Annotated in this window: 15 protein-coding genes; 6 read left to right on the forward strand and 9 right to left on the reverse strand. The window is 73.2% G+C overall.

Going from position 1 to position 15,840, the window contains the following annotated elements; genetic code table 11:
* Positions 1–140: 140 nt before the first annotated feature.
* Entirely contained in the window at positions 141–2,723 is a 2,583-nt protein-coding gene (locus E6R18_RS22190; protein WP_206308355.1) for a bifunctional FO biosynthesis protein CofGH, read from the reverse strand.
* Between the two features lie 117 nt (positions 2,724–2,840).
* Between E6R18_RS22190 and E6R18_RS22195 the strand changes: the two genes are divergently transcribed.
* Both E6R18_RS22195 and E6R18_RS22205 read left to right on the forward strand, forming a co-directional pair.
* On the forward strand, positions 2,841–3,545 hold the full coding sequence (locus tag E6R18_RS22195) for an HAD family hydrolase (protein WP_346764995.1): 705 nt from the start codon (positions 2,841–2,843) through the stop codon (positions 3,543–3,545).
* A 176-nt stretch (positions 3,546–3,721) separates the two neighbouring features.
* A complete protein-coding gene (locus E6R18_RS22205; RefSeq protein ID WP_136318724.1) occupies positions 3,722–3,808 on the forward strand; it encodes a hypothetical protein in 87 nt (28 codons plus the stop codon).
* Here the strand turns inward: E6R18_RS22205 and E6R18_RS22210 are convergent.
* Complete coding sequence (locus tag E6R18_RS22210) at positions 3,783–4,244, reverse strand: ATP-binding protein (protein ID WP_136318656.1); 462 nt, start codon at positions 4,242–4,244, stop codon at positions 3,783–3,785. The genes E6R18_RS22205 and E6R18_RS22210 overlap by 26 nt on opposite strands.
* A gap of 133 nt (positions 4,245–4,377) precedes the next feature.
* Between E6R18_RS22210 and E6R18_RS22215 the strand changes: the two genes are divergently transcribed.
* Both E6R18_RS22215 and E6R18_RS22220 read left to right on the forward strand, forming a co-directional pair.
* On the forward strand, positions 4,378–5,244 hold the full coding sequence (locus tag E6R18_RS22215; RefSeq protein ID WP_136318657.1) for a helix-turn-helix transcriptional regulator: 867 nt from the start codon (positions 4,378–4,380) through the stop codon (positions 5,242–5,244).
* Positions 5,241–5,486, forward strand: a complete 246-nt coding sequence (locus tag E6R18_RS22220; protein ID WP_136318658.1) for a DUF397 domain-containing protein — start codon at positions 5,241–5,243, stop codon at positions 5,484–5,486. Before E6R18_RS22215 ends, E6R18_RS22220 begins: the two co-directional genes overlap by 4 nt.
* Positions 5,487–5,537: 51 nt before the next feature.
* On the opposite strand, the gene E6R18_RS22225 is transcribed toward E6R18_RS22220, so the two are convergent.
* Entirely contained in the window at positions 5,538–6,158 is a 621-nt protein-coding gene (locus E6R18_RS22225; RefSeq protein WP_136318659.1) for a DUF4333 domain-containing protein, read from the reverse strand.
* A gap of 151 nt (positions 6,159–6,309) precedes the next feature.
* Positions 6,310–6,786, reverse strand: a complete 477-nt coding sequence (locus E6R18_RS22230; protein WP_136318660.1) for a hypothetical protein — start codon at positions 6,784–6,786, stop codon at positions 6,310–6,312.
* Positions 6,787–6,978: 192 nt separating this feature from the next.
* Here E6R18_RS22230 and E6R18_RS22235 point away from each other — a divergent pair, with 192 nt between their 5' ends.
* The gene (locus tag E6R18_RS22235; protein ID WP_136318661.1) at positions 6,979–7,704 is read left to right on the forward strand and encodes a class I SAM-dependent methyltransferase; all 726 of its coding nucleotides are present in this window, start codon (positions 6,979–6,981) and stop codon (positions 7,702–7,704) included.
* A gap of 39 nt (positions 7,705–7,743) precedes the next feature.
* A complete protein-coding gene (locus tag E6R18_RS22240; protein ID WP_136318662.1) occupies positions 7,744–9,228 on the forward strand; it encodes a hypothetical protein in 1,485 nt (494 codons plus the stop codon).
* On the opposite strand, the gene E6R18_RS22245 is transcribed toward E6R18_RS22240, so the two are convergent.
* The 5 genes from E6R18_RS22245 to E6R18_RS22265 form a co-directional block, all read right to left on the reverse strand.
* Entirely contained in the window at positions 9,225–10,070 is an 846-nt protein-coding gene (locus E6R18_RS22245) for an LLM class F420-dependent oxidoreductase (RefSeq protein WP_136318663.1), read from the reverse strand. The two genes, E6R18_RS22240 and E6R18_RS22245, sit on opposite strands and share 4 nt — an antisense overlap.
* Positions 10,071–10,171: 101 nt before the next feature.
* Positions 10,172–11,011, reverse strand: a complete 840-nt coding sequence (locus E6R18_RS22250; protein ID WP_240799823.1) for a hypothetical protein — start codon at positions 11,009–11,011, stop codon at positions 10,172–10,174.
* Positions 11,012–11,125: 114 nt separating this feature from the next.
* Positions 11,126–12,352: an MFS transporter gene (locus tag E6R18_RS22255; protein ID WP_136318664.1), complete on the reverse strand. Its 1,227-nt coding sequence runs from the start codon at positions 12,350–12,352 to the stop codon at positions 11,126–11,128.
* A 262-nt stretch (positions 12,353–12,614) separates the two neighbouring features.
* Positions 12,615–14,078, reverse strand: coding sequence for an aldehyde dehydrogenase family protein (locus tag E6R18_RS22260; RefSeq protein ID WP_136318665.1), 1,464 nt, complete (start codon positions 14,076–14,078; stop codon positions 12,615–12,617).
* A complete protein-coding gene (locus E6R18_RS22265) occupies positions 14,075–15,814 on the reverse strand; it encodes a D-aminoacylase (protein ID WP_136318666.1) in 1,740 nt (579 codons plus the stop codon). Before E6R18_RS22265 ends, E6R18_RS22260 begins: the two co-directional genes overlap by 4 nt.
* Between the last annotated feature and the right edge of the window lie 26 nt (positions 15,815–15,840).

Here is a 15,840-nt window from a genome sequence, read left to right on the forward strand (position 1 = left end):
GGGCGGTCCGGCCGGCCCGGGCGGCCCGCATCGCCCGGGGACCGATCCCGCCCCGCCCGGGGGCGGCGCGCAGCCCCCGCCCGTCGGTCGGGCAGCACCGGCAGCCCGCCGACAGTCGGGCAGCACCGGCAGCCCCGCCGTCAGTCGGGCAGCACCGGCAGCAGCTCCGGCAGGTGCCCGTCCGACCCGGTGGCCGCCGCGACCCGTTCCTCGGGCACCTCCTCGTACAGCGTGGTACGCGGCTTCGCCGGGCGCCCGGCGAGGTCGGCGATGGCGACCAGGTCCTGGACCGAGCGGTACGAGCCATAACTCGACCCGGCCATGCGGGAGATGGTCTCCTCCATCAGCGTCCCGCCCAGGTCGTTCGCACCGGAGCGCAGCATCTCGGCGGCGCCCTCCGTCCCCAGCTTGACCCAGCTGGTCTGGATGTTGGTGATGTGCGGGTGGAGCAGCAGGCGGGCCATCGCGGTGACGGCCCGGTTGTCGCGGTCGGTCGGGCCGGGGCGGGCGATGCCGGCGAGGTAGACGGGCGCGTTGGTGTGGATGAACGGCAGCGTCACGAACTCCGTGAAGCCGCCGGTCTCCTGCTGGAGCGCGGCCAGGGTGCGCAGATGGCCCAGCCAGTGGCGGGGCTGGTCGACATGCCCGTACATCATGGTCGAGGACGAGCGCAGGCCGACCTCGTGGGCGGTCCTGATGACCTCCAGCCAGGTCGCGGTGGGGAGCTTGCCCTTGGTGAGGACCCAGCGGACCTCGTCGTCCAGGATCTCGGCGGCCGTGCCGGGGATCGAGCCGAGCCCGGCCTCCTTCGCGGCGACGAGCCAGTCCCGGATGGACATCCCCGTACGGGTCGCCCCGTTGACGACCTCCATCGGCGAGAACGCGTGGACGTGCATGCCGGGAACGCGCTCCTTCACCGCCCGCGCGATGTCGAAGTACGCGGTGCCGGGCAGGTCCGGGTGGATGCCGCCCTGCATGCAGACCTCGACCGCGCCGACGTCCCACGCCTGGGCGGCCCGGTCGGCGACCTGGTCCAGGGAGAGGGTGTACGCGTCGGCGTCGGTGCGGCGCTGGGCGAAGGCGCAGAATCGGCAGCCGGTGTAGCAGACGTTGGTGAAGTTGATGTTGCGCGTGACGATGTACGTGACGTCGTCCCCGACCACGTCCCGGCGCAGGGTGTCCGCGATCCGGCACAGCTCGTCCAGGGCGGGCCCGTCCGCGTGGAGCAGGGTGAGCGCCTGGTCGTCGGTGAGCCGCGTCGGGTCGTCGGCGGCCTGGCTGAGCGCGGTCTTCACATCGCCGTCGATCCGCGAGGGCACCATCCCGGGGGCCGCCGCCTCGCGCAGCGCCTCCCAGTCCCCGTACACCACGTCGAAGTCGTCGCGGCGGTCGCCGGTGCGGCCCTCGGTGTCGATGGTGCGGTGCAGGTCGGTGCGGCCGGAGGCGTTGAAGCCCTCGTCGGGCTCCTGCCAGGGCAGCCCGGCGGGGATCGCCCCCTCGCGGGCAAGGCCCGTCTCCGGGTCGGCGAGCGCGCGCACGTGCGGGAGGAGCCGGGGATCGAGCCAGGGCTCGCCGCGCTGGATGAACTCCGGGTAGATGGTCAGCCGTTCCCGCAGCGCGAAGCCGGACTCGGCGGTGCGGGCGGCGAGTTCGTCGATGTGCGGCCAGGGGCGCTCGGGGTTGACGTGGTCCGGGGTGAGGGGCGAGACCCCGCCCCAGTCGTCGATGCCGGCGCCGATGAGCAGGGCGTACTCCGCGTCGACCAGGTTCGGCGGGGCCTGGATGCGGGCGGAGGGGCCGAGGATGTGCCGGGCGACGGCGATGGCGGCGGCCAGCTCCTCCAGCTCCGCGTCCGGCATGCCGCGCATCGCGGTGTCCGGCTTGGCGCGGAAGTTCTGGACGATGACTTCCTGGATGCCGTGGTAGGCGCGGGCGGTGCGGCGCAGCTCGAACAGCGCGTCGGCGCGCTCCTCGTACGTCTCCCCGATCCCGATGAGGACCCCGGTGGTGAAGGGCACGTTGGACCGGCCGGCGTCTTCGAGTACGCGCAGCCGTACGGCGGGTTCCTTGTCGGGTGAGCCGTGGTGCGGGCCGCCGGGCTCGGACCAGAGCCGGGTCGCCGTCGTCTCCAGCATCATCCCCATCGAGGGCGCGACCGGCTTGAGGCGCTGGAGGTCGGTCCAGGTGAGCACCCCGGGGTTGAGGTGGGGGAGCAGCCCGGTCTCCTCAAGGACCCGGATCGCCATGGCGCGTACGTACGCGAGGGTGTCGTCGTACCCCTCGGCCTCCAGCCACTCCCGCGCCTCGGGCCAGCGGTCCTCCGGCCGGTCCCCGAGCGTGAACAGCGCCTCCTTGCAGCCCATCGCGGCACCTTCGCGTGCGATGGCCAGCACCTCGTCCGGCGACAGGAACATGCCGTGCCCGGCCCGCCGCAGCTTGCCGGGCACGGTGACGAAGGTGCAGTAGTGGCACTTGTCGCGGCAGAGCCGGGTCAGCGGGATGAAGACCTTGCGGGAGTACGTGATCACTCCCGGCCGCCCCGCCGCTTCCAGGCCCGCGTCCCGCACCCGGGCGGCGGACGCGGCGAGATCCGTCAGATCGTCGCCGCGCGCCTGGAGCAGGACCGCGGCCTCCGCGCTGTCGAGGGCGACACCGTCACGGGCACGCTTGAGCGCACGCCGCATCGAATTGGTGGTGGGGCGTCCGCGCTGAGGATCGGTCATGCCAACGAGCATACGAGCGGGCGGGTGACCGCCGACCGTGCGGTTCTCCCGCAGGTCACACGCGCCCCTTGCGCCTCGGCCGTACGCGGGGCCGGGCCCCGTAGGCTCGGCCCGGTGATGGAAACGATCGTCCTCGACATCGGCGAAACACTCATCCGCGACGACCGGTACTGGGCGTCCTGGGCCGACTGGCTCGGCGTCCCGCCGCACACGCTGAGCGCCCTGGTCGGGGCGGCGGTCGCCCAGGGCCGCGACAGCGCCGACGCACTGACCCTGCTGCGCCCCGGCATGGACGTCACCGAGGCGGCCCACGCCCGCGCCGCCGCCGGGCGTGGCGAACACCTCGACGAGTCAGACCTCTACCCGGACGTGCGCCCGGCCCTGGCCCGGCTGCGGGAGCTGGGCGTACGGGTGGTGGTCGCGGGCACCGGCACGGCCCGGGCCGGCGAGCTGCTGCGCGCCCTCGACCTCCCGGCCGACCTGGTGGCCACCTCCGGGGAGTGGGGAGTTGCGCCCCCGGACCCGGAGTTCTTCGCCCGCGTCCTCGATGCCTCCGGCGCGGACCCCCGCGCCACGCTCTACGTGGGCGCCCACCCGGCGCGCGGCCTGTTCCCGGCGAAGTCCTCGGGCCTGCGCGCGGCCCACATCCGGCGCGGGGCGGCCGGCTACTGGTGGGCGGACCACCCGGACGTGGTCGAGACGGCGGACTTCCACGTGTCCGCGCTGACGGAACTGCCGGGGCTGGTGGAGGGCGCGGGGTCGGCGGAGCCGACGGAGGAGGCGCCGGGACGGACGCGAGTGCGGGCGCTGCGGGCGTTGTAGGGGGCGCTCGCCCCTCTCGGGTACGGGACGCGCGACCCACTGAACAGAACCGCAACCGGGCGAGCCGTAGGGCGCCGCTCGTTCGGGGAGCGGATTCTCGGCGAGCAGATCGACGGCATCCATGAGCAGGCGCAGTCCGTCCGGGTCGTCCTTGAGGAACCGGGCCACTGCGCCGCATGCACGTCGGGCGCTACCGAGTGCTGTACGAGATCAAGGACGCCCACGTCACGATCATCGTCATTCACGTGGGCCGCGTCGGCTGACCGCCGGCCGGCGGTCATCCCCCCGAGCCACCCGCGCCCACACCGTCTTGCCGACCACCCGCTCGGCCACGCCCCACTCCGCCGCCAACGCTTCGACCAGGCGGAGCCCGTGCCCGTTCTCGGCGGCATCGGGACCACCCGCGCACACCTCCGGCCGCCGCTCGCCGCGCGCGTCCGACACCTCGACGCGGAACCCGTCCGCCACGGGGAGCACGCGCAGCTCGAAGTCCCGCCCCGTCACATGGCCGTGCAGCACCGCGTTCGCGGCCAGCTCTGCCACGACCACCGCCACGTCGTCGGACAGCTCGCTCCCGTACGGCACGCCCCACGCGTCCAGCTGGTGCACGGCGAGACGGCGGGCGAGACGGGCGCCTCGACGGCATGCGCTGAAGCGCTGGACGAATTCGGTACCCACAAGGGTGATTTCGGCGTTCATGTGACTCAGCGTGGCCGTGTGCTCGTACGCTGACCAGGAGTGACACCACGACTCCGTAACGCTGTACGGGCCCGCCCGACCGGCTGTACGGGACGTCGGCCGTGACCGGACGGACAGAGGCGGTACGGGGAAGATGACGAACACGCAACGTGAAGAGCGGCCGGAGCGTCCGGCCGAATCGGACGGGACCGCCCACCTGTTCAGGGCGCTGGGCAGACAGCTGAAGTTCCTGCGCGAACGCGCGGGCATGAGCCAGAAGGAACTGGCCACGGCGACCCATTGCGGCGAGGACCTGATCTCCGCGATGGAACGGGGCGTCCGCACCCCGCAGCCGGAGTTCCTGATCCTCGCCGACCGCGCCCTGAACACGGGCGGTCTGCTGGAGGCGGCGGCGGACGAGGTACGGGAAGCGCTGGCGCGGTCGCGTACGCGGCATCCGGGGTGGTTCCGGGACTTCGCCCGGACGGAGGCGGAGGCGGTTGCGTTGCATGACTACAACAACCAGGTGATCCCGGGCCTCCTCCAGACCGAGGAGTACGCGCGGGCGGTCTTCACCCAACGGCGGCCGCTGCTGGACGAGCAGACGATCGAAAAGCGTGTGGCCGACCGCATGGCCCGGCAGCAGATCTTTGAGCGCTGGCCCGCTCCGACGCTGAGCTTCATCGTGGAGGAGGCCGTCCTACAGCGCCCGATCGGCGGGCGGGCCGTCCACCGTGCCCAGCTGCAGCGGCTGCTGACAGTAGGACGGATGCGCACGGTCGAACTCCAGGTAATGACAACAGATCGGACCGAACACCCCAGCCTGAACGCGTCATTCACTCTGGTCACTCCGAGAGGGCGCCCAGAGGCCGCGTACACCGAGACTTATGGATATGGAAGGCTGATCACGGACCCGGCCGAGGTGCGAGTCTTCACCGAACGCTTTGGCATCATGCGGGCGCAGGCACTCTCCCCCAGGGAGACCCTGACGCTCATCGAGAAGATGTTGGGAGACCAATGAAAACCGAGCAACTGCGCTGGTTCAAGAGCAGCTACAGCGACGGCGAGGGCGGCAACTGCATCGAGGTCGCCTACGACTGGCGCAAGTCCAGCTACAGCAGCGGCGAGGGCGGCAACTGCATCGAGGTCGCCTCCTGCGCCTCCGCCGTCCACGTCCGCGACTCGAAGAACATCCCGGGTCCCCACTTCGACGTGGCGCCCACGGCCTGGGCCGCGTTCGTCACGTACGCGCGTCAGGGCTGACCAGCCGGACGGCGAGCACGGGCCAGACGCTCGCCGTCCGTCCGGCCCCGCTCAGCCGCCCGGCGCCTGGTCCACCTTGAAGTCCATGTTCACCGTGCCGCCCTCGGTCGACTTCGCGGTGACCGTCACTCCGTACTGCGTGCCGCCATCGGTCAGCCGGCAGCGGATCGTGGCGCCGACCCGGGCCGGGAGGTTCTCCGGGCAGGAGAAGGCGTCGGGATCCTTGCCGACCTGGGCCGCCAGGGCGGCCTTGCCCTGGCGGGCCACCTCCGCCTTGCCCACGGACTGGGCCCCGCCCGTGCCGCCGGTCGTCGTGTCGGTGGGCTGGGCGGAGTCGCTGGGCTGGGGGTCGGCGGAGGCGCCGGTGTCCGATCCGCCGTCCACCTTGTAGTCCATCTTGACGTTGTCGCCGTCGACCGACTTCACGGTGACCGTCATGCCCAGCTTCTTGCCGCCATCGCTCAGCGTGCAGCGTACGGTCTCGCCGACCTTGGCCTTGAGGTCGTCCTTGCAGGTCACGTCCTCGGGCTCGCGGCCGACCTCCTTGCCCAGGCCCGCCGATGCCTGCTTGGCGACCTCGTCCTTCTTGACGACCTTGCCACCGCCCACGCTGAACGAACAGCCCGAGGCGAAGAGCAGGGCCAACGTCCCGGCCGCCGCTCCGGCCACCATCCGACTCCGCACCGACCGCCGCACGCGCTCCCCCTTGGCAAAGTGTTCATGTCAGAACTGACCGGCCAAGCTATCACCGGGCTCCGAACGGACGATCGAAGCCGGAGCGGTCAGCCCCGGGGTGGCGGATCGCTCCGCCGCCTCCCCGCCCTCACGCGTACGACCACCGCCAGGCGCTCCCGCTGTAGCCGCACTTGATACGCGCACCGGTGGCCGTGGTCGTCAGGGCGCCGTGGTCGCTGTTCCGGCAGAACTGGCCGGCCCGGTAGCAGTTGCCCGCGTTGGAGCGGATCGAACACGTGCTGGTCGCCGTGGTCCCCCCGCCACCGGACCCACTGCCCCCGGAACCGGACCCGGAGGAGGTCGCCCTGGTGACGGTCGCCGTGACGGTCGGACCGGGCACCTTCACGGTCTTCGTCTTGGTCACCGTGGGCGCCGGGGCGGGCGTGGCGGTCTCGGTCGCCGTGGCCGTGACGGTCACCGTGACCGTGGGGGCCGGCGCGGCGCTCGTCGCCGCCGTGGACGCCGCGTCGTCCTGCCCGGACTGCGTGCAGCCCACCGCCCCGAAGGCGAACAGGGCGATGCCGCCTATCCAGATCCGCTTGCGCCGGCTCAACGCATTGGGCATGCCGCCCCCCATGTCTCTTCCGATGTCTCTTCGAGTGGAGTGACGGTATTACCTCGAACGAGATGTGTGGAAATCGGGGAGGAGGAGTGATCCTATTGTGACCAACGGGCATGCGGCGTACGGGCGTCACGCCCGCGTACACCCCCGAAACGCGCTCGCGGACCAGTACGCACCCCGCCTACGTTCAACGGCATGGCTGACGACTCCTTCGCGCATCCACGACTGGCCCGGCTCTACGATCCGCTCGACCCCGACCGCAGCGACCTCGACGCCTACGCGCTGATGGCGGAGGAGTTCGAGGCGTGCCGCGTCCTGGACATCGGCTGCGGCACAGGAGTGTTCGCCCTGCTCCTGGCCGATCGCGGGAGGGAGGTCGTCGGCGTCGATCCCGCCCTCGCATCCATCGACGTGGCCCGGGCCAAGCCGGGCGGCGAGCGCGTGCGCTGGATCCACGGTGACGCGACGGACCTGCCGCCGTTGCGCGTCGACCTCGCGACGATGACCGCGAACGTCGCCCAGGCCATCGCCGGCCCCGAGACCTGGCACGCCACCCTGCGGGGGGCCCGCGAAGCGCTGCGGCCCGGCGGGCGTCTGGTCTTCGAGACGCGTGATCCGGCCCGGCGCGCCTGGGAGGAGTGGACCCGCGAGAACTCCCACAGTGTGGACGAGGTGCCCGGCGTCGGCCCGGTCGAGAGCTGGGTCGAGCTGACCGAGGCCGCCGGGCCCCTGGTCACCTTCCGCTGGACCTACCGGTTCGCGGCGGACGGTGAGGTGCTGGTCTCGGACTCGACGCTGCGCTTCCGCGAGCGGGAGGAGGTCGAACGGGACCTGCGCGCACACGGATACGTGGTGGAGGACGTGCGCGACGCGCCCGACCGTCCGGGCCGGGAGTTCGTCTTCGTGGCCCGGCGGATATGAACCCACCGCTCAGGGCCCGGGCATGACATCATCCCCGCCGTGACTCCCGAGGAGATCGAACAGGCCGCCACCCCCGCCGAGCGGCGGCTCGCCGGTCTCGCGCTCAATCCGGCGGCCCCCGACGACGTGTTGCTGCGGCTGCTCGCGGGCGGGTCGGCCGCCGTGCGGATGGCGCTGTGCCGGGACCGGGCGCTGCCCGACTCCGTCGCGGACGCGGTGGTGGACCACCCGGACCCGTACACGCGCAGCTTCCTCGCCCGCAATCCGCACGCCGGACCGGAGCAGCGGGCCCGGCTGGTGGACGACCCCGCGTGGTTCGTGCGGGCGCATCTGGCCGAGGGCCCGCGCCCCGACGACGACGGCTGCCCGGTGCGGCCGTTGCCGGACCGGACCGTCGTGCGGATCATCGAGACGTACGACGACGACCTGGTCGGTACCGGGGTGCTGCGGCAGATGTCCACCGGGCTGCGGCGCACCATGGCGACCCATCCCGTGGCCCGGGTACGGCGAATGGCGTGCGGCGGGTTCTGGGAGTGGCTGACGCCCGGGGTCAGGACCGCGCTGCTGGCCGACCCGGACCCGGGCGTCAGGGAGTCGGCGGCCCGCAGCCATCAGCTGCACGAGCGGCGCCGGGACCCGGACGCGGTGCGGGAGGACCTGCCCGGCCACCACTGCCACGCGCGCACCGGTCTACTGATGTACGGCGCCCTGGCCCCCGACGTCCTGGCCGCCGCCCTGCCGGATGACGCGTGGACGGTGGCGGGCAACACCAGCACGCCGGCCGGGACCGTCGCCGTCCTCGCCGGGCACGCCGATCCGGAGGTACGCATCCGGGTCGCCGGGCGCCCCGGCCTCCCACCGGCCCAGCGGCGCGCGCTGGCGGTGGACCCCGACCCGGGGGTGCGCCTCGCCCTCTCCGTCCACCCGGACCTCACCGAGGCGGAACGGGCCGCGATCCACTACGTGGTGCCCGAGGACGACGCGTACGGACACTGCTGGTACCCGGATGCGGTCCCGGACCCGGACCAGCTGCGCCGGGACGCGCTGTCCACGCACCCGCTGCTACGGCGGCGGGCGGCCCGGGACCCCGGACTCCCGGGCGACCTGGTGGCGGCGCTCGCGGACGACCCGGACCCCGGCGTCCGCGTACTGCTGTGCCAGAACCATCCGGACGCCCCGGCCGCGCTGCTGCTCCGCAGCTTCCTGGAGTACACCGGCCGCCACCGGTGGCACCTGACGCGCCGCCCCGGTTTCCCGCGGGACGGGCTCTCCCGGTTCGCGGACGACGAGGACCCGGCCGTCCGCCGCCTCGCCCTGCTCGGTCCCCGGCTGGCGCCGGAGACCGCGGACCGGCTCACCCGCGACCCGGACCCGCTGGTCCGCGCCGACGCGGCCCGTCACCCCCGGCTCCCCCGGGCCCGGATCGCGGCGCTGCTCGACGACGCCGAACTCGCTCCACGGGCCGCCGCCAACCCGGTCCTGCCGGTGGCCACCATGAACGCGCTGGCCGCCGAGGCGGGTTAGAGGTACGCCGCGTACGCGTCCAGCGTCCGCAGCACCTCCGGCGCGGCGGCCGGGGGAAGTTGGAGGACGATCTCCTCGATGCCCAGGTCCGCGTAGTGGGCCAGCTTGCCGGGGTCCGGGACGACCGCGTACGGGACGACCTGGAGGTCCTTCGGGTCGCGGCCCGCCTCCTGCCAGGCGGTACGGAGCCGGGGGACGGACTCCGTGAGGCCCCGGCCGCCGATCGGGAGCCAGCCGTCCGCGGACTGCGCGATGTGCGCGAAGAGCCTGGGGCCCGCGGCGCCGCCGATCAGGGTGCGCGGGCCGGTCAGCGGGCCGCGCGGCTGCTGGAAGGGCTTGGGGTGCGCGTGGCTGGCCCGCACCGAGGCGAACTCGCCCTCGTAGGCCGTGGGTTCCTCCGCCCACAGCGCCCGCATCAGCGCCAGCCGCTCGCGGCCCAGGCTCCGGCGCGTCGACCAGGCCACCCCGTGGTCCGCGGCCTCCTCGACGTTCCAGCCGTAGCCGATGCCCAGGGTGAAGCGGCCTGCGGAGAGGTGGTCGAGGGTGGCGATCTGCTTGGCCAGGTCGATCGGGTCGTGCTGGGCGATCAGCGTGATGCCGGTCCCCAGGGCCAGCCGCTCGGTGACCGCCGCGGCCTGGGCGAGGGCGACGAAGGGGTCCAGGGTGCGGCCGTACTCGCGGGGCAGTTCGCCGCCCGCCGGGTAGGGGGTCTCCCTGCTCACCGGGATGTGGGTGTGCTCGGGCAGGTAGAGCCCGGCGAACCCGCGCTGTTCGAGCTGGTGCGCGAGCCGCACCGGGGTGATGGTCTCGTCGGTGAGGAAGATCGTGGTGGCGATCCGCATACGAAGGCACCTCCGTCGTTGTCGCGTGGCCGCTCCAACGTATGCGGTCCGGGGCGCCAGGCCGAGGCGCCGGCGGATCGGGGACCCGGTGGCGCGCCCCGTCAGCCTGCCGTGGCGGCGTGCATGACGCGCGGCACGTTGGCGCGCATCGTGGCCGGTGCCAGCGTCACGGTGGAGCCCGGCGAGGCGACCTGCGCGGTGGTGGAGGTGCCCGGGTAGAACCACCGCCAGCTGCCGGGGCCGCTCGCGGTCACCGTCGCGGAGACTCGGCCCGCGCTGTTCGTCTTGACCGTCTTCACCGTCGTGTACGCGCTCCCCCCGGCCTTGCGGAACTGGAGCTTGACGCTCTGGCCGCCGTAGCCGCGGTACTTCAGCGCCTCCCAGTCGGCCCGGGTCAGCGTGCCCGTGACCTTGACCTTCTTGCCGCCGGAGAGCGGGCTCGGCCCGGTCGCGGCGGCCGTCAGGGTCGCGGCGCGCTTGAGCTTGAACGGGGCGACGCAGTCGAAGATCCAGTAGTCGTCGTCGACAGCATTCGTGATGCCGTACGAGCACCAGCCGCCGGCCGCGGTGTTGGCGTTCTCCTCGCTGTTGTACGAGGGGAAGTACACCGGTTTGAGGCGCATCGTCGCTGTGCACTCCGATGTGGTGGCGCTCAGCTTCCTGCACGTCGTGCCGACCGTCTCGACCGGCGCACCCCCCATGGCGCTCCCCTGGCCCGCTCGGATCTCACTCAGGCTCCTGACGCCCGAGTTGTCCTTGATCGTCAGTTTGACCGGGAAGGTCACCGTCTTACTGGTGCCGACGATGACGTTCTTGCCGTTGTTGGTCACGGCCTTGGTAACCCGGATGTCGCCCCGCCCCTCGGCGTGCGCCGTCGCCGTCCCCAGCATGGTCATGGCCACCGCGGTGGCCACCGTGCCCCAGAGCACAGGTCTTCGCATGTCCCCTCCTCCGCGCGCTCCGCCCCCGGCCGCTGCCGGTGCGGACGCGTCGGCACAGCGTAGAGGCCGGACCGCAACGGCCTTACGGAGGGCCGGTGTTCACGAACGCGGGTGTCAGGTCGCCCTCCCGGCGGGGGCGGCGGCCCGGACCGGAGGCTGCATGGTCCGCAACCGCACCGCACAGCAACGCTGTTGCGCCACCGCGAGTCCCGCGACCACCACCCCCAGCGCCAGCCGGCCCGCCGGACCCGCGGCCATCACCACGCCCGTCAGCAGCGGCGGGCCCGCCGACTTCTGGATGGACTGGGACATGCCGGCCACGCCCAGGTAGGCGGCGCGCTCGTCGGGCGGGGCAAGGAGCACGGCCAGTTCCCAGGAGCTGACCGAGCGCATCAGCTCCGCCATCGTGACCAGGACCGCCGCCGCGAGCAGGACGGCCGCCGCCGCACAGGTCCCGCAGCCGGTGGCGCCCGCCAGCAGGGCGCAGCAGACGAACATCAGGGCCCCGTACAGCAGGACCGCCCGTACCGCCTTGCGCGGGCCCTCCGCCCTTCGGGATACGGGCAGTTGGAGCACCACGACGAGCACGGTGTTGATGCCCAGGAAGGCCGGCACGAGGGCGTGCGGGGCAAAGGTGCGGTTGACGAGCCACAGGGGGAGTCCGACTCCGAGGACCGAGTCGTCCAGGTTCATGGGGATGTCCAGCAGGGCGAAGCGGAGGTAACCCCGGTCCTGCCAGGGGCCCTTGGGGCGGACGGGGGCCGCGGCGCCGGGTACGGGCACCGCCCGCGCCACCTCCGCCGTGCGGCCCCCCGGCTCGCCCGTGCGCCACACCAGCGCGGCGGCGACGACGAAGGAGAGGACGTTGCCGAGGATCAGGGCGCGGTAGGCGTCGGTGGTGCCGACGGCGAGGCCGATGGCGGCGATTCCGGCGCCGACCCCGTACCCGGCGTTGGCCGCGCTGCGGGACAGCGCCTGGTAGGCGGCCCGGCGTTCGCCCGCCGCGCGGGTGGCGAACAGCATCTCCAGGGTCTTGGCCGCCCGGTCCCCCAGGTAGGTCACCGCGACCACCACGAGCAGCGCGTCGAAGCGTGTGCAGAGCAGCACCAGCGTGAGCGTCACCAGGCGCAGCAGGTGGCAGCCGATGAGCAGCGGGCGCACCGGGAAGCGGCCGGCCAGGCGGCCCGCGAGGGGGGAGCCCGCGATGCCCGCGACGCCGGCCGTGCCCAGCAGGACGCCGATCTGCTGGGCGCTGAGGTGGGTGACGAAGGCCAGGTAGAGGACCGAGGAGGCGGCCCACAGGCCGGAGCCGGTGCGGTCGACGGCCAGGGCGAGCAGCATGATCCGGGCGTTCCGGCCGCCGGGCGGATTGCGCAGTTGGGCCAGCAGGCCAGGGCCTCGCTTCGGCGCCCTCGCCGTTCTCGCAGCCCCGCGTGTGCCCGCCCCTGCGCGTCGCACCGCCGCCCACCCCCAGGTATCTCGACACCAAGAGACCAACAGACCTGGGGAAGCCTGCCGGGTCGATCTCTCGATGTCAAGATACTTGAAGGCGAGACAATAGTGTTCGCTCGGCCCGGCCGTTCGCTCCGGCCCGGCCATTCGCTCACCCCGGCCAGACGATCGCCTGGAGCTCGCTGTACGCGTGCAGCGCGTACGAGCCCACGTCCCGGCCGACCCCGCTCCGCTTGAACCCGCCGAACGGCGCCTCCATGTTCCGGCCGATCGTGTTGACGCCCACCCCGCCAGCCCGCAACCTGCGGGCGACGCGGAAGGCGCGGGCCACATCGCCGGACCAGACATAGTCGATCAGCCCGTAGTCGCTGTCGTCGGCCAGCGCGATGCCCTCCTCCTCGTCGCCGAAGGGGACCACCACCACGACCGGGCCGAAGATCTCCTCCCGCACCACCCGCATGTCCGGGGTGCAGTCCGCCAGCAGGGTCGGCGCGACGTAGAAGCCCCGGCCGGTCGGGTCCGGGCGCTCGCCGCCCGTGACGATCCGCGCCCCCTCCTCGCGGCCGAGCTCCACGTACGACTCGACGCGGTCGCGGTGGGCGGCGGAGATGACCGGGCCGACGACCGTGCCCTTCACCGCCGGGTCGCCGACCTTCAGACAACCGGCGTACGCGGCCAGTTTGGCGATCAGCGCGTCCTGGACGCCCCGCTGGACCAGGACGCGGGTCGGAGCCGTACAGATCTGTCCGCTGTAGAACGAGAACGTCGTACCGATCCCCGCCACCGCCGCGTCCAGGTCGGCGTCCTCGAAGACGAGGGCGGCCCCCTTGCCGCCCAGCTCCATCAACTGCCGTTTCATGGAACGGCCGCAGACCTCCGCGATCCGCTGCCCGACCGCCGTGGAGCCGGTGAAGCTCACCATGTCCACGTCCGGCGCGTCGACGGCCGCCTCGCCCACCGCCGGGGCCGAGCCGCTGACCACGTTGACGACACCCGGCGGGACGCCCGCCTCGGCCAGCGCCTCGGCCATCCGGTAGACGGAGAGCGGGTCCTGCGGGGCCGGCTTCACGACGACGGTGTTGCCCATGGCGAGCGCGGGGGCGATCTTGCCCGCCGGGTTGGCCCACGGGTTGTTGTACGAGGTGATGCACGTGACGACGCCGACCGGCTGACGTACGGCGAGCGCGCCGAAAACCCCGGCCCGGCCCATCGGCCCGGCCTCGTTGATCTGCGGCGCGACCGCCTCCTCGACCGGTTCGAGCGCCCCCTTCGCGTAGCGCCGGAACCGGGCCGCGCCCACGGCGACCTGCATGCCCCGGGCCGTCGCGGTGGTGGCGCCGCTCTCCGCCCGCGCGAGGTCCGCGTGGGCGGCGGCGTCCCGCTGGATCAGGGTGGCGGCGCGGTCGAGGATCGCGGCGCGTTCCTCGGGGCGGGTGCGGGACCAGGGGCCGAAAGCGGCGCGGGCGGCGCTCGCCGCCTCGTACACCTGCGCACGGCTCGCCTCGGGGGCGAGGCCGACGGTCTCCTCGGTGGCCGGGTCGGTCACCTCGTAGTGGCCGCCGGCCGGTTCGGTCCACTCGCCGCCGATGAACAGGCGCTGGGGCGCGTTCGTCACCGGGTGCTCACCGTCCTGGTGTCGCGGCCCGAGCGCAGGACCGTGCCCGGGACCGCCCCGGTCACCTTGTCGTCGCGCAGGGTCTCCACCCCGTTGACCCGCACCGACACGATGCCGAGCGCCTTGGAGTCGAGCCGGGGGCTGTCGCCCGGCAGGTCGTGGACGAGGGTCGCCGGGCCCGCGTCGATGCGCTCGGGGTCGAACAGGACGAGGTCGGCGTGGAAGCCCTCCTCGACCCGGCCGCGCTCGCGCAGGCCGAAGAGGCGTGCGGGGTCGTCGGTCAGCATCTTCACCGCCCGCTCCAGCGGTACGAGCTTCCGGCCGCGCAGGCAGTCCCCGAGGAAGCGGGTCGTGTACGGGGCTCCGCACATCCGGTCCAGGTGCGCGCCCGCGTCCGAGCCGCCGAGCAGGACGTCCTCGTGCTCCCAGGTCTCCTTGCGCAGCGCCCAGGAGGCCGGGTCGTTGTCGGTGGGCATCGGCCACAGGACCGTACGCAGGTCGTCGGCGGCGCAGATCTCGACCAGGCAGTGGAAGGGGTCCTGGCCGCGCTCGGCCGCGATGTCCTTCACGACCCGGCCGGTCAGGCCCTCGTTGGCCGTGCTGTAGGTGTCCCCGACGACGTACCGGCCGAAGTCCGCGAGGCGCCGGAAGACCCCGGCCTCCTTGCTGTCGGCGCGGCGCAGCATCTCGGCGCGGGTCTCCGCGTCGCGCAGCCGCTCGATGCGTTCGGGTACGGGCAGGGCGAGGATGTCGCCCCAGCCGGGGATCAGGTTGAGCGCGCAGAACGTGCCGAGCGACATGTTCATCGGGGTCAGGATCGGCATGGTCAGCGCGACGACCCGGCCGCCCGCCCGGCGGGCGCGCTCGCTGGGGATCAGCTGGCGCGGCACGCGTGCGGGGACGGCGGCGTCGATGGTCAGCACGTTCCAGTTCAGCGGGCGCCCGGCGGCGGCCGTCATGTCCACGAGCAGGTCGATCTCCTCGTCCGCGAACTGGTCCAGGCAGCCCGCCACGATCGCCTCGATCTGCGTGCCCTCGTGCTCGCCGACCGCCCGGCAGAGCGCCAGCAGCTCCTCCGGCAGCGCGTGCCGCGAGGCGACGGGCTGCCCGTCGCCGTCGGAGTGGGTGGAGGACTGCGTGGTCGACAGACCCCACGCCCCGGCGTCCATCGCGTCGTGGAACAGCGCCAGCATGGCGTCCATCTGCTCGGGCGTCGGCTGCCCGCCGACCGCGTCCGCGCCCATGACGTGGCGGCGCAGGGCGCAGTGCCCGACCATGAAGCCGGCGTTGACGGCGATGCGGCCTTCGAGCGCGTCCAGGTACTCCCGGAAGCCGGACCAGGTCCAGTCGACGCCCTCCTCCAGCGCCTTGAGGGCCATGCCCTCGACCCGGGCCATCATGCGCCGCGTGTAGTCGGCGTCCTCGGGCCGGTCCGGGTGGAGCGGGGCGAGCGTGAACCCGCAGTTGCCGCCGGCGACGGTGGTGACGCCGTGGTTCATCGAGGGCGTGGCGTACGGGTCCCAGAACAGCTGGGCGTCGTAGTGCGTGTGCGGGTCCACGAAGCCGGGTGCGAGGACGAGCCCGGTGGCGTCCTCGCTGGTCACGGCCTCCTCGGCGACGGTGCCGGGTTCCGCGATGACGGCGATGCGGCCGCCGCGGACGCCGACGTCCGCGGCGTAGGAGGGTCCGCCGGTGCCGTCCACGACGGTCGCTCCGCGGATGAGGTGGTCGAGCATGGCGGGGTCCCTTCCTGTGGGTGGTG

The organism is Streptomyces sp. A1277 (genome assembly GCF_004795015.1).
Lineage (GTDB): Bacteria > Actinomycetota > Actinomycetes > Streptomycetales > Streptomycetaceae > Streptomyces.

Coding starts and splice junctions, on each gene's coding strand:
- E6R18_RS22190 (WP_206308355.1), bottom strand. CDS start 2,723: ATGACCGATCCTCAGCGCGGACGCCCCACCACCAATTCGATGCGGCGT.
- E6R18_RS22195 (WP_346764995.1), top strand. CDS start 2,841: ATGGAAACGATCGTCCTCGACATCGGCGAAACACTCATCCGCGACGAC.
- E6R18_RS22205 (WP_136318724.1), top strand. CDS start 3,722: ATGCACGTCGGGCGCTACCGAGTGCTGTACGAGATCAAGGACGCCCAC.
- E6R18_RS22210 (WP_136318656.1), bottom strand. CDS start 4,244: ATGAACGCCGAAATCACCCTTGTGGGTACCGAATTCGTCCAGCGCTTC.
- E6R18_RS22215 (WP_136318657.1), top strand. CDS start 4,378: ATGACGAACACGCAACGTGAAGAGCGGCCGGAGCGTCCGGCCGAATCG.
- E6R18_RS22220 (WP_136318658.1), top strand. CDS start 5,241: ATGAAAACCGAGCAACTGCGCTGGTTCAAGAGCAGCTACAGCGACGGC.
- E6R18_RS22225 (WP_136318659.1), bottom strand. CDS start 6,158: ATGGTGGCCGGAGCGGCGGCCGGGACGTTGGCCCTGCTCTTCGCCTCG.
- E6R18_RS22230 (WP_136318660.1), bottom strand. CDS start 6,786: ATGCCCAATGCGTTGAGCCGGCGCAAGCGGATCTGGATAGGCGGCATC.
- E6R18_RS22235 (WP_136318661.1), top strand. CDS start 6,979: ATGGCTGACGACTCCTTCGCGCATCCACGACTGGCCCGGCTCTACGAT.
- E6R18_RS22245 (WP_136318663.1), bottom strand. CDS start 10,070: ATGCGGATCGCCACCACGATCTTCCTCACCGACGAGACCATCACCCCG.
- E6R18_RS22250 (WP_240799823.1), bottom strand. CDS start 11,011: ATGCGAAGACCTGTGCTCTGGGGCACGGTGGCCACCGCGGTGGCCATG.
- E6R18_RS22255 (WP_136318664.1), bottom strand. CDS start 12,352: ATGCTGCTCGCCCTGGCCGTCGACCGCACCGGCTCCGGCCTGTGGGCC.
- E6R18_RS22265 (WP_136318666.1), bottom strand. CDS start 15,814: ATGCTCGACCACCTCATCCGCGGAGCGACCGTCGTGGACGGCACCGGC.